General features: G+C 62.0%; 15 protein-coding genes. 9 read left to right on the top strand and 6 right to left on the bottom strand.

Annotated elements, in window-relative coordinates; genetic code table 11:
- The first annotated feature begins 2 nt into the window (after positions 1-2).
- From AC07Y0_RS15995 to visR, 9 genes are all read left to right on the top strand, one after another.
- Positions 3-470 carry a chemotaxis protein CheW gene (locus AC07Y0_RS15995; RefSeq protein ID WP_498678724.1) on the top strand — a complete coding sequence of 156 codons (468 nt, stop codon included), beginning with the start codon at positions 3-5 and terminating at the stop codon, positions 468-470.
- Positions 467-1375 carry a protein-glutamate O-methyltransferase CheR gene (cheR, locus tag AC07Y0_RS15990; protein WP_498678723.1) on the top strand — a complete coding sequence of 303 codons (909 nt, stop codon included), beginning with the start codon at positions 467-469 and terminating at the stop codon, positions 1373-1375. Before AC07Y0_RS15995 ends, cheR begins: the two co-directional genes overlap by 4 nt.
- Entirely contained in the window at positions 1372-2418 is a 1047-nt protein-coding gene (gene cheB, locus AC07Y0_RS15985; protein WP_498678722.1) for a protein-glutamate O-methylesterase CheB, read from the top strand. The genes cheR and cheB overlap by 4 nt, the downstream gene beginning before the upstream one ends.
- Positions 2419-2808 (top strand): response regulator, encoded by a 390-nt coding sequence (locus tag AC07Y0_RS15980; protein ID WP_115668464.1) that lies wholly within the window; start codon positions 2419-2421, stop codon positions 2806-2808.
- Positions 2805-3359 (top strand): chemoreceptor glutamine deamidase CheD, encoded by a 555-nt coding sequence (cheD, locus tag AC07Y0_RS15975; RefSeq protein WP_498678721.1) that lies wholly within the window; start codon positions 2805-2807, stop codon positions 3357-3359. The genes AC07Y0_RS15980 and cheD overlap by 4 nt, the downstream gene beginning before the upstream one ends.
- Positions 3360-3373: 14 nt before the next feature.
- Positions 3374-3763, top strand: a complete 390-nt coding sequence (gene cheT, locus AC07Y0_RS15970; RefSeq protein ID WP_498678720.1) for a chemotaxis protein CheT — start codon at positions 3374-3376, stop codon at positions 3761-3763.
- A gap of 161 nt (positions 3764-3924) precedes the next feature.
- Positions 3925-5616, top strand: coding sequence for a flagellar basal-body MS-ring/collar protein FliF (gene fliF / locus AC07Y0_RS15965; protein ID WP_498678719.1), 1692 nt, complete (start codon positions 3925-3927; stop codon positions 5614-5616).
- A gap of 338 nt (positions 5617-5954) precedes the next feature.
- Positions 5955-6701 carry a transcriptional regulator VisN gene (gene visN / locus AC07Y0_RS15960; protein ID WP_498678718.1) on the top strand — a complete coding sequence of 249 codons (747 nt, stop codon included), beginning with the start codon at positions 5955-5957 and terminating at the stop codon, positions 6699-6701.
- Between the two features lie 20 nt (positions 6702-6721).
- On the top strand, positions 6722-7471 hold the full coding sequence (gene visR, locus AC07Y0_RS15955; RefSeq protein WP_498678717.1) for a transcriptional regulator VisR: 750 nt from the start codon (positions 6722-6724) through the stop codon (positions 7469-7471).
- A gap of 15 nt (positions 7472-7486) precedes the next feature.
- Here visR and AC07Y0_RS15950 read toward each other — a convergent pair whose 3' ends face one another.
- The 6 genes from AC07Y0_RS15950 to motA all read right to left on the bottom strand — a co-directional run bounded on the left by AC07Y0_RS15950 (position 7487) and on the right by motA (position 12795).
- Complete coding sequence (locus AC07Y0_RS15950; protein WP_028738997.1) at positions 7487-7927, bottom strand: BspJ family T4SS effector nucleomodulin; 441 nt, start codon at positions 7925-7927, stop codon at positions 7487-7489.
- A 5-nt stretch (positions 7928-7932) separates the two neighbouring features.
- Positions 7933-9015 carry a flagellar biosynthesis protein FlhB gene (gene flhB / locus AC07Y0_RS15945; protein WP_498678716.1) on the bottom strand — a complete coding sequence of 361 codons (1083 nt, stop codon included), beginning with the start codon at positions 9013-9015 and terminating at the stop codon, positions 7933-7935.
- Between the two features lie 209 nt (positions 9016-9224).
- Positions 9225-10262 carry a flagellar motor switch protein FliG gene (fliG, locus tag AC07Y0_RS15940; RefSeq protein ID WP_498678715.1) on the bottom strand — a complete coding sequence of 346 codons (1038 nt, stop codon included), beginning with the start codon at positions 10260-10262 and terminating at the stop codon, positions 9225-9227.
- Positions 10263-10290: 28 nt separating this feature from the next.
- On the bottom strand, positions 10291-10908 hold the full coding sequence (gene fliN, locus AC07Y0_RS15935; protein WP_498678714.1) for a flagellar motor switch protein FliN: 618 nt from the start codon (positions 10906-10908) through the stop codon (positions 10291-10293).
- A gap of 64 nt (positions 10909-10972) precedes the next feature.
- The gene (locus AC07Y0_RS15930; RefSeq protein ID WP_498678713.1) at positions 10973-11926 is read right to left on the bottom strand and encodes a FliM/FliN family flagellar motor switch protein; all 954 of its coding nucleotides are present in this window, start codon (positions 11924-11926) and stop codon (positions 10973-10975) included.
- The gene (gene motA, locus AC07Y0_RS15925) at positions 11923-12795 is read right to left on the bottom strand and encodes a flagellar motor stator protein MotA (protein WP_498678712.1); all 873 of its coding nucleotides are present in this window, start codon (positions 12793-12795) and stop codon (positions 11923-11925) included. Before motA ends, AC07Y0_RS15930 begins: the two co-directional genes overlap by 4 nt.
- Between the last annotated feature and the right edge of the window lie 36 nt (positions 12796-12831).

Raw genomic sequence — 12831 nt, 5'->3', positions numbered from 1 at the left:
CTATGTCGTATGCGGTGAAAAACTTGGTCGAGGGAGCGCGAGAACTCATTGCCTTTCGTATCGGCGATCAGGAGTTCTGCGTGAACATCATGTCGGTGCGCGAGATCCGTGGCTGGACTCCCGCGACGCCGCTGCCGCATTCGCCACCCTACGTCCTGGGCGTCATCAACCTGCGCGGCGTCGTGCTGCCGATCGTCAACCTCTCGATCCGTCTCGGCATGAAGCCGGTCGAACCGGAAGCGCGGCATGTCATCATCGTCGCTCAGGTCGGCGCGAAGGTCGTGGGCCTGCTGGTCGAGGCCGTCTCCGACATCCTGACCGTGAGCGACGACAACATACAGCCGACGCCGGAGGTGACCTCCGACCTCGAGAAGCAATATGCCCGCGGCATTCTCGCGATCGACAAGCGGATGATCTGCCTCATCGAGCTTGGTGCACTGTTCCCTGACGCCGAAAGCGAGGCCGCATGACGCTTGCCATCAATACATCTTCCCGCCATTCGGACGACGAGGTCCTGGCCAGCGGCGAGTATCCGCTGTCGCGCCGGGATCTCAACGAGATCGCGGCGATGATCTATTCGGATGCCGGGATCGCGCTGAATGAATCCAAGGCCTCGCTGGTGTATTCGCGTCTGTCGAAGCACATCCGCAATCTGGGTCTGTCGGGATTTCGCGCCTATTGCAGCCTGGTCGCCTCGCCCGAGGGGGCCCAGGAGCGGCGCGAAATGCTGTCGCACCTGACCACCAACTTCACCCGCTTCTTCCGCGAGAACCATCATTTCGAACATCTGCGTGACGAGGTCCTGCCGGGCCTGATCGCCCGCGCCAAGGCGGGCGGCCGGGTCCGCATCTGGTCGGCTGCGAGTTCGGACGGGCAGGAGCCCTATTCGATCGCGCTCACGGTGTTCCAGGCTTTCCCGAACGTGCTCGACTACGACTTCAAGATCCTCGCGACCGACATCGATCCGAAGATCCTGGCGATCGCCCGTCAGGGCGCCTATGACGAGCAGGCTCTGGAAACCGTCTCGCCGGCCATGCGCAAGCAGTGGTTCAAGGAAGTCGAAATCGGCGGGCGCCGCAAGTTCCAGGTGGACGACCGCCTGAAGCGGCTGATCACCTACAACGAACTGAACCTGATGGCCCAGTGGCCTTTCAAGGGCAAGTTCGACGTCATCTTCTGCCGCAACGTCGTGATCTATTTCGACGAGCCGACGCAGCAGCGTATCTGGGCGCGCTTTGCCGGTTTGCTGCCGGAAGGCGGCTACCTGTACATCGGCCATTCCGAACGCGTTTCGGGCGATGCGAAGAACCATTTCGACAATATCGGTATCACGACCTACCGCTATACCGGCAAATATGTGGGGGCGCGCGCATGAGCGGTCCAGCCCGCGTCCTCGTCGTCGATGACAGCGCAACCATGCGCGGCCTCATTACGGCCGTGCTCAACGCCGATCCGGAAGTCAACGTCGTCGGTCAGGCCGGCGATGCGATGGAGGCCCGCGCCGCCATCAAACAGCTCAATCCCGATGTTGTGACCCTCGACATCGAGATGCCTAACATGAACGGCCTGGAATTCCTCGACAAGATCATGAAGCTGAGGCCGATGCCGGTGATCATGGTGTCGACCATGACGCATCGCGGCGCCGAGGCAACGCTGGCGGCGCTGGAGATCGGCGCTTTCGATTGCGTCGGCAAGCCGGTTCCGGGCGATTCCCGTCCGTTCGGCGATCTCGCCGAGAAGGTCAAGGCGGCCGCGCGCTCGCAACACCGCTATCAGGCGGCGGCGAAGGCCGCCCCGGCGGCCCCGGCGCCTGCGAACGACTTCAGGGTCGGCCGCAAGATCGTCGCCATCGGTTCGTCCACCGGCGGCGTGGAGGCGCTGATCACGGTCCTGCAGAAATTCCCGCGCAATTGCCCGCCGACGGTAATTACGCAGCACATGCCGCCGACGTTTACCAAAAGTTTCGCAGAACGGCTTAATCGTCTCTGCGCCCCGGTCGTGGAGGAAGCGACCGACGGAGCCAGACTTGAGATTGGCAAGATCTATCTCGCCCCAGGCGGCGACCGCCATTTGCAGGTGGTCAACGCCTCCGCACCGAGCTGCCGGCTGGTCGATCGACCGCCGGTGAACGGGCACCGTCCTTCGGTGGACGTCCTGTTCGATTCGGTCGCGGAGCTGGCGGGTCGAAATGCTGTGGGGGTCATCCTGACCGGCATGGGCCGCGACGGGGCTTCCGGACTGCTGAAGATGCGCCACGCCGGTGCGCGCACCCTCGGTCAGAACGAGAAGACCTGCGTTGTCTATGGGATGCCCCGCGTCGCCCATGAACTAGGCGCCGTCGAGCAGCAATTGCCGCTTGGTTCCATTGGGGAGGAAATCCTCAAACTTACTGCCGCCCGAAAAGAAGGTATCGATTAAATGTCTCTAGCCGAAAAAATCAAAGTTCTGATCGTCGACGATCAGGTGACGAGCCGCCTGCTGTTGAGTGACGCCTTGACCCAGCTCGGCTTCAAGCAGATCACCGCCGCCGGTGATGGCGAGCAGGGGATGAAGATCATGGAGCAGCAGCCCCATCATCTGGTCATTTCCGACTTCAACATGCCGAAGATGGACGGTCTGGTCTTCCTGCAGCACGTCCGTACCAACCCGAACACCAAGAAGGCCGCCTTCATCATTCTGACGGCCCAGGGTGACCGGGCGCTGGTGCAGAAGGCAGCCCAGCTCGGCGCGAACAACGTTCTCGCCAAGCCGTTCACGATCGAAAAGATGAAGGCCGCCATCGAGGCGGTATTCGGAGCGCTGAAATGACAGAGGACAGTGCAGTCAGGCGCGTGCATATTATCCAGGGTGAGTTCAAGGTCCTCAGCGATCCGAACGCGGTGTTGTCCACCATCCTGGGCTCGTGCGTGGCTGCCTGTTTGCGGGACCCGATAGCGGGTGTCGGCGGGATGAACCACTTCCTGCTGCCCGGCTCGGCCAACCCTGGATCCGGGGGCGGGGATGCCACCCGCTACGGGGTCCATCTGATGGAACTCCTGATCAACGGTCTGCTCAAACAGGGTGCCCGGCGCGAACGGCTCGAGGCCAAAGTGTTCGGCGGCGCCAAGACGATCGCCACGTTCTCGAATGTGGGCGAACAGAATGCCGCCTTTGCCATGCAGTTCCTGCGCGACGAAGGCATCAAGGTGGTCGGCTCGTCGACGGGCGGAGAGCATGGCCGCAAACTGGAATTCTGGCCGGTCAGCGGTCGGGCAAGGCAATATCCGCTGACGGGTGCGGAGACCCAGAAGACCGTGGCGCTCGAACAGCGTCCCGTGCCGGTGTCGAAGCCCGTCGAGAGTTCAATCGAATTTTTCTAAGTATCGGAATCCGGATGCCAAAAGAGAACAAAGCGGAGAAGGCTATCGTGGAAGAGGCATTGCCGGAAATCATGATGCGGGTCGTGTCGGAATTGCACGATGTCGCCTATCTGATCGAGCGCATCGAGCCTCAACTCCTCGAGCTTGGTGGTACCAACGTTCTGGAGCATCCGGACAGCATCAAGGTGCTGCAAGGCATCGACCTTGCGGTGCAGAAGGCGCGCGGCCTGGCCGAATTCATCGACACCATCACCGGCTCGATCCCGTCGGACTGGATGGTCGACATGAGCACGGCCCTCAGCCTGGTGAAACTTGCCGAAATGCAGAAGGCGCTCGGCGCCGGTCTGCGCCACGGACACTCCCAGCCGCTCAGCAAGGCGGCGGGCGACTTCGACTTCTTCTGACCGCCGGGCGCCGGCGCCTACGATTCCCAGGGGTTCGGGACGATTTGCCGCAATGACGACGGCATTTCGCCCTCCACGAAACGTTCGCACAAGTTTCGATTTCTAATGTCTCGCCAAGGGCAAATGCCCCAAGACCCTTCTTGTTGATGGTGCGAGACAGAATGAATCTGTTAAATCAATTACTTCAAGTCTTTAAGAACTTGGCGTCGCTGGGCCAGACCCGGCTCCTGGCAATGGCCGGTGTCGCCGTCGTTTCTTTCGCGCTCGTCATCGCCGCTGCGATTTTCGTCAACAAGCCCGCCTACGAAACCCTCTATGTCGGTCTCGAGACGACCGATCTCAACCAGGTTAGCATCGCCCTTGCCGAGGCCGGCATCGATTTTGAGGTCGGCACCGACGGCAAGAGCGTCCAGGTTCCCGTCGGCATGACCGGCAAGGCCCGCCTGCTGCTCGCCGAGCGCGGCCTGCCGAACAGCGCCAATGCCGGCTACGAACTGTTCGACAATGTCGGTTCGCTGGGCCTCACCTCGTTCATGCAGGAAGTCACCCGGGTCCGCGCCCTCGAAGGCGAAGTCGCCCGCACCATCCAGCAGATCAGCGGCATTGCCGCCGCCCGCGTTCACATCGTCATGCCCGACGTCGGCAATTTCCGCCGCGGCGACCAGAAGCCGACCGCGTCCGTCATGGTCCGCGCCTCGACCGAAACCGGCCGCAAGGCGGCCGCGTCGATCCGCCACCTGGTTGCCTCCTCCGTCCCGGGCCTGGACGTCGAGGACGTGACGATTCTCGATTCGACCGGCCAGCTCCTCGCCTCGGGCGACGAAAGCGGTGGCGCCGCCAACCGTTCGCTCGGCGTGGTGCAGTCGGTGCAGCAGGAGATCGAATCCAATATCGACAAGGCGCTTGCGCCTTTCCTTGGCATGGACAACTTCCGCTCGTCGGTCACGGCCCAGTTGAACACCGACACGCAGCAGATCCAGGAAACCATCTACGATCCGGAATCGCGCGTCGAGCGCTCGGTGCGCGTCACCAAGGAAAACCAGAAGTCGCAGAGCAAGCAGGCCGATTCGGCGGCGACGGTCGAACAGAACATTCCGCAGGGCGACGTCCAGGGCGCGACCGGTGGTCCGCAGTCTTCCGACGAGCAGGACAAGAAGGAGGAGCAGACCAACTACGAGATCAACAGCAAGACGGTTGCGACTGTGAAGAACAGCTACACCGTCGAGAAGATCTCCGTCGCCGTCGTCGTCAACAAGGGCCGCATCGCCACCATGGTCGGCGAGCCGGCCGACCAGGCCAAGATCGACGCCTATCTGGCCGAGATGCAGAAGATCGTCTCGACCGCCGCCGGCCTCGATACCGCCCGCGGCGACCTGGTCACCCTGACCGCCATGGACTTCCTCGAGAACCAGCTGCTGCAGGAGTCGGCCTCCGGCCCCAGCCTGATGGAAACGCTGAACCGCAATCTCGGCGGCATCATCAACTCGCTCGCCTTCGTCGCCGTGTCCTTCCTGATCGTCTGGATGGGTATCCGTCCGATGGTCCGTGCCGCAGGTGGCGCGTCCGCAACGGCGATTGCCGGCGGCGTCGAAGAGGTTGCCGGCCTGGAACTGCCGGACTTCTCGCCGGCCCTCGGCGGCGCATCGGGCGGCAGCTCGCTGATGGAAGGTTTCGGCGCCGACTTCGGCTTCGACAGCACCGACGACCTGTTGACCATGGACGACGATGCCAATGGCGGCTTCAATCGCCGGGTCAAGGAAGGGCCGGAACGCCGGTTGTCGCGGATGGTGGAAATCTCGGAAGAGCGTGCCGCCAAGATCCTCCGCAAGTGGGCCATCGACAAGGCGGCCTGAGAAAGATCCGAGACATGAAAAGACCGCGTCGGTTCCCCCCGGCGCGGTTTTGCTTTGCGCGTCGCTCGACGCCCCGTCCGGCTAAGGCGATGGCGCGCATGGAGCGCCGGTTGGTCGGACTGATCGCGCTATCGCGGCCCTTTGCCATAAGACTGCCGAATTCGACAAGTTTGGGGTGCAACGATTCGAGGCTGTGATCTTTGGCTCTTTATCTTCTACTATGACTGTGATTCGTTAGCTGACAAGAACGAGCGAAGCGGCGTTCGGAGGACCGCGGTATTCCGGGTGTATGTCGCGAACCACGCGATCGAACGTTTCGTCCTTGAGGGGGCAACAGAATGGACGTGGAGCTATCCGAGGATAAGGTCGGGAGCAGAAAGGCGCCTGCGGTGGCGGCCGATGCTCCTCCTCGGCTTTCGTCGCGCGATCAGCTGATCCGCAAGCTGGCGATCGCTTCGCAGGCCGGCCATATGAGCGCCAGCCTCGCCGTCCTCAGCGACTATGTCGGCGCTTCCCACTTCCTGCTGGCACGATACGACCTGGTGCAGGAGCACGGGCTCGATTTCGTCGTATCGTCCAACTGGCCCTTCGACCTCGTCCGGCGGCTGGAAAGCGAGATCGCGGCGACCTATTCGCGCTCGACGGAACTCGACAAGTGTATTTCCGTGCTGCAGCCGAAGTTCGGCCTGCTGCCCGACGATGCCGCCGTGCCGGCGGGCATCAGCCGGCAGTACTGTTCGTTGACGGTCAGCGTCGGCCGAACCCGTCTGGCGCTGATGCTGCTGTTCGAGGAAAATTTCGTCCTGTCGCCGGAGCTGTTGCGCGAAGTCGGTCTCCTCACCGGCTACTGCATCAGCCTGTCGACCCGCAAGGCGCAGAAGAGTGATCGCGATTTCGAGCTGACCGAACGGGAACTCGAATGCCTGTTCTGGATCGCCGAGGGCAAGACCAGCGACGAGATCGCCACCATTCTCGGCATCTCGAAAAACACGATCAACAACTACATCACCAGCGTTATGCGCAAGACGGCGACCAAGACTCGTTCCGAGGCGATCGCCTACGCGGTCCGCAACAATCTCGTCTAGAATACAGGGGAACTGCAGGCATGGCGTATCCGGAAGGGCCGTTCGAAACCGTACGGGAGGATCTGAAGGCTTCGACCTCCCGCCAGGTGACGTCCCGCTCCGACATCTACCCGAAGCTTGTTTCGCTGCAGCGCGCTCTTCATGCGCGCGGCTTCGCAGTGCTGCGGATAACGGGCACAGGCATGCTGTCGAAGCGTCGCCTGACAGCCGAATACGAGAACTGGCCTGCCGCGCATGGAATGAGTGCGGAGCCTTTTGTCGCCGCCTATGGCGAAACACTGCTCAGCCACATCGAGAGCTCGCTCCTGCCGGTCCTGTGGAGCGCCGCGGAGAGCGACAGTTTCGCCGAGGCGTCCGACTTCGTGCCTTTCGTCGTGCATTTGGAGCCGCGCGTGCTGTCCTATTCGGGAATCGCCTTTCCGGTACGGCTCGGCGCGGTCGGCAATGGCTATGTGATGTTCCCGACAACCGGCACGGTCGACCTCCCGGGCGAAGTGATCCTCGACGTGCACGGGCGATGCTGCAAGCTCATGACGGAGATTCTGCAGCTCGACGAACGCCGGACCATGCCGTCGGAGGCCTTGAGCGAGCGGGAAATCGCCTGCCTGCAATTGGCGGGTGACGGCCGGGTCAGTGAAGAGATCGCCGCTCACCTCAAGCTTTCGGTGCACACGGTCAATGCGTATCTGGGATCGGCGACGATCAAGCTCGATTCGGTCAACCGCATCCAGGCGATCGCCAAGGCTATTCGCCTTGGCTACATCACGTAGGCACGGTCACCCAGTTCACGAATAGAGCGAATCGGATCGCGACTTGACGAAGCGCGCCTCGCGCAACCGGCGTTCCAGCATGCGGGTGTTCTCGTCGGGATCGCCCGACGGCTGCTGGAAAGCGATGTGGTTGATCTCGATGCCGGCATGCTCGTTGGCAAGCTTCAGCTGCGCGTAGATCGTCACGTCCTTCGGCTTGATCTCCAGGTCGAGAACGACCTCCGGCACGCCGCCCCATTCGAGACGGTATTCGCCGCCGGCGCCGAAATTGACGGTTCCCGGGTGGAAGTACAGCTCGGCCGCCGAGGAGACCAGATCCGCGATGTTCCCGTAGAGCTCGAAGCGCAGCAGGGAAATCAGGTCCGCCGCATCGAGCAGGCGCAATTCGGTGGCCACAGGGCTGATCGCTTCGGCGACGATGCGTTCACGCTGGGTGGTGTAGGGGCATTTTTTCATCGCAGTTACCGCACCCGTCTCTTCTGCGCCTTCGCGGCGTATACCCGATGAACGAGTTCCGCGACGGCTTTGTAAAATATCGACGGGATGACACTATCCACCGAGACTTGCGCAAACATGGAGCGCGCGAGGGGCGGGTCCTCAAAAATGGGGATATCGTTTTCGCGGGCAAGCTCGCGGATCTTCAGCGCAACGAGGTCCTGGCCCTTGGCGATGACCACCGGCGCCTCGTTCTCCTCCCGCACATAGCGCAGGGCCACGGCGTAGTGAGTCGGGTTGGTGATGACGAGCGTCGCGCGCGGCACGTTGTTGATCATGCGGCGGCGCGCGCGGTCGCGCGCGATGGAGCGCTGGCGGGCCTTGATGATCGGGTCGCCCTGCGACTGCTTGTGTTCGTCCTTGATCTCCTGCTTGGTCATGCGCAGCTGGGTGTACCAGTGGTGGCGCGTCCAGAAGAAGTCGACCACCGCCAGCACGAAGGTGGCCAGCAGGATGACGACCATGATCTTTTTCATGATCGTCGCGAACTTGACGAAGATGACCTGAGGGTCGGAGAACATCGCGTTGAGCGTGCCGAAATATTCCGATTTCAGGGCGAAGACCATGATGGTCGAGACGATGATGATCTTGAACAGCGATTTCCCGAATTCGACCAGCCCCGTGACGCTGAACAGGCGCTCCCAGCCCTTGGAGAGCGACACGCGAGAGAATTGCGGTCTGATCCGCTCGAGCACGAAACTCGGCATGTGCTGCAGGACGTTCGATCCCACCCCGAACATCATGATGAGGGCGATTGCCGGCAGGAGCAGGGCGCCCGCCTCCCAGGCGAGATGGGTGAACAGCGACACCACGTCGGTTGCCGAGTTGATTGTCCACTGATCGGGCTGCTCGAACAGATCGCGCAGGGTCTCGGCCATGCGCGCCATGCCGGACGGGAGGAAGAAGACGAGGTACAGATAGAAGGCGAGCGCGGAGGCGAAGATCGGGACCTCGCGGGATATAGGGGTATTCCCCTTCTCCGCCGCGTCCCGCATCTTCTTCTCTGTCGGGTCTTCTGTTTTACTGTCTTTGTCCTGATCGTCGGACACGCCTTTTCCCTCGTTTGCCAGGAATGGGGACAAAGGGCGGAAGCCGTCGTCCGCCCACGGCCTGGTCCGGCCGGTTTGATGCACGCTCCGTTTCGCCGGTGGCCGGCGATCGGAAACCGCGTCAATTGCTTCTCGACGCTAAACGCCCGCCGATTGGCATACAATCGGCGGGCGCTGCAAGTCTTCGGTTTTCAACAGTCGCTCGGGCCTCAGGCTGCCTGCTGGTCGCCTTCGGTCTCCTTGAGCAGGATCTGGCCGGCATTGGCCAGGCGAATGGCCTCCTGGGCGACCGCGCGGCGGGCAATCGCGATTTCGCGCGGATTGATGCCGGTGGCTCCCGCCTGCAGGTCCGATTCGATCATGCGGCGCGAGCGCGGGCTGATGGCCGAGAGCACGCATTCCTTGATCTCGGCGCTGGCACCACGCAGCGCCATGGTGAGGATGTCGCCGGAGATGTCGTTGAGCAGCATGACGCGGCTGCGCTGCGGCATGGCCAGCAGGTCTTCGAACAGGAAGATCTTCGGACGGACCTTGTTGACGGCTTCCTTGCTGATCGATTCGAGCGAATTGAGCAGCGTGTCGACGTCGGGCTTTTCCAGTTCGTTCATGAGCTCGGCGACCTTTGCCGAACCGGTCGAGTTGCGCTCGGCGTCGATCTCGGCGATCAGGTCGTGGACCCGGTTCTCGATGATCTGTGCCGCCTTCGGGCTGACGCCCTTCAGGTTGACGGTTCGGTTCATGATGTCGGCGCGCCGGCTTTCCGGAAGCTTGAGCAGCACCTTGGCGCCGAAGGACGACGGCAGCATCGAAAGGATGTAGGCAACCGTCTGCGGATGCTCGCGCATGAGGAACTTGGCGATGAAATCGGGGTCGGCGTCCTGCAGGCGGTCCCAGATGGACGATTCATAGGCCTGGAAGGCGGTGCGGCGACCGAGCAGGCCGTCGACTTCCTCCGGAGTGAGGCCTTCCTCGAGAATGCTCTCGATCGCCTTGGCATTGTCCATGAGGCCTGTGCCTTCGGTGAACAGGTCCTCGAATTCGTTGACGAGCCCCTGCAACTCATCCGGGGGGATGGTCCGCAGCGTCTGCGCAGACGCGATGATCGTCTGCAGTTCCGCCTGGGTGAAGTATTTCAGCAGCTTTCCGGCCACACCCTTGCCCATGGCCAGCAGCACGGCGGCTGCCTTGTCTGCCTGGGACAGAGGTTTGCCCGTCATTGGGCCGCCGAAATCGTCAAAGTCCATCATGGTCTTTCCTCTCTGGCCCTGGGAGGGGTCAGGACATCTTGCTACCCATCACTTCGATCAGTTTGACGCCGAAACGCGTATCGTCGTTCTCCAGAACGGTGATTTCGCCACGCGCGATGCGGCGGCCGTTCACCATGATCTCGACAGGTTCGCCGATCTTCTTGTCGAGCGCGATGATGGCGCCCTCTTCGAGATTCATCAAGCCGGAGACCTGCATGCGGCTCGACCCGAGCACGATCTGGACGTCGATCGGAATGTCCATGATGAGGTCGAGATTGGCGGTGAGCGCACTGCCGGGTTCGGCCTGGGCACCGGGTGCGGCGCCAAAGGACGTGTCGCCGAACGACGTCTCGCCGAAGGCGCTGCCGCCGAACGCATCGCCACCGCCGAAATCCGACGAGGGAGCGTTGAGCGCGCCGCCGCCGAAATCGCTCTCGAAGGCGGAAAGCGGGTCGGCCTTGCCGGCGCCCATGGCAAAGTCGTCACCGAGGCCGCCGCCGAAATCGGAGCCGATGTCGGGCAGTGTTCCCTCGGCATCGCTCTTCAGCACGCCGCGCAGGTCGTCGATCGCCTGGTCGAAATCGGTATCGCTGCCGGGCATTGCCAGCGCGTCGTCTTCGATAATAGGTGTCTTCTTCGTAGCCATGGATTGATTATTCCCGTTGAAACTTGCCTCAACCTGCCCTGTCGCCAGGGCGCGTCGAAATGGCTTAGCCCATCAAATGTTTCAATATCTCGTCTTCGCTGCTGATGTTGTCCTTGACCCGGACGGTATAGTGTTCCCCGGCGCGGCCGAATTCGCAGCGATACATATCCTTGCCGTTGGCACTGACGTCGACCGTGACGTCGCCCTTGTCACGGAAGGGGATGACGTCGCCGGCCGCAAGACGCGAAATGGTGTTGAGCGTCAGCTTCTGCAGGCGGATCTTCGCCTCCAGGGTAACCTGCGAACGGCGCACCTGCTCGGCGATCTGCTCGGCCCAGTCCTTCTTGTTGCGCGACATCTGGTTCTTCGACTTCGGCACCGTCACGACGGTCTTCAGCAGCGCCTTCTGCGGTACGACGAGATAGAATTCCGAGGACACCGTGCCGAGGTCGATGCGCATCTTGATGGTCGCGGCGAACTGGTCGACGTGATCGCTTTCCGGCTTCGGGCGATCTTCGGCATTGTGCGGCTTCTCGATCAGCGGTTCGAAGCCGCCGGCTGCGTTGACGCCCGAGCGCAGCACGTTGGCGATCTTGTCGAACACCATCGAGGAAAGATCGAGCTCGATGCGCGACAGCGGACGATGGATCGGCTCCTCGATCGTTTCGGGAAGCGCGCCCAGCAGGTTTTCCATCAGGGTGATGATGAAGCTGTTGCCGCAGGCGAGAACGAAATGCGGGCACCAGTTGCGCAATTGCGTATCGGCCAGGACGACGTTGTCGCCCAGGTCCGCGATGAGTTCGCTCATCAGTCCCGTTTCGTGGCCGGCATAGGCGACTTCCATCGTCAGGCCGGTCTCGCTGTGGAACATGTCAGGCAGGAACTCGGTGTAGAGATCGCCGAATTCCGAGCAGAGCTTCGCGAGCGTCGCTCGGTCGCCGAGCGCGCCGGTCAGGCGGGCCAGCAGGGCGTGGTCCATGGCCGGCGCGGGTTTGGTTTCGAGCTCGGTCATCGTCATGCCGCCTTGTTCTCGCCGCCCGGGTTCATCATTTCCTGCTCGACCGCGTCGATCGAAGGCCGTTCATAGGCCGAGATCGTCTTGCGGCCGTATTCGAGCGCCACCTGCGGAACGGAGCCGTTCATGTAGGCGAGCAGCGTCTGCTTGACGATGATGTAGAGGCGATGCTGCTTGGTGCGCACCACCTTGATCTGGGAGATGAGAGGGTTGCAGAGGCAGTAGGACAGGAAGATGCCGAGCATGGTGCCGACGAGTGCGGCCCCGATCAGGCCGCCGAGGATTTCCGGCGACTCGTTGATCTTGCTCATCGCCTTGATGACGCCGAGAACGGCCGCGACGATACCGATGGCCGGAAAGCTGTCACCCATGGCGGTGATCGCGTGGTACGGCTTCATCTTGTCGTAGAGGATGGTGTTGATTTCTTCGTCCATCAGGGCCTCGATCTCATGGCTGCGGGCATTGCCGATGATGATCAGGCGAACATAGTCGCAGATGAACGACGTCAGTTCCTTGTTCTTCAGGACCGACGGGGCGGCCTGGAAGATGGAGGATTCTTCCGGATTGTCGATGTGGGCTTCGATCTCGTTGCGCGACTTGGTGCGAAGGTCGCGCATCAGAGAATAGAGAACGCCGAGCACGTCGAGATAGGCACGTTCCTTGGGAACCGAGTGCTTGAAAGCTTCCGCCAGCGCCTTGCCCGAATCCTTCACCACCTTCATCGGGTTGGCCATGATGAAGCCGCCCACGCCGGCACCGCCGATGATCATCAGCTCGAACGGCTGTATGAGAACGTCGAGATGGCCGCCCATGGCCATGAAACCCCCGAGGACGCAGCCGACGGTTATGACAAATCCAATAATGATATTCATTTCGTGCCCGCATCTGAACGTTGCTTTTCAGGACAA

The organism is Allorhizobium sp. GW101-3B10 (assembly GCF_059424725.1).
This window is presented reverse-complemented; position numbering and strand designations above follow the sequence as displayed.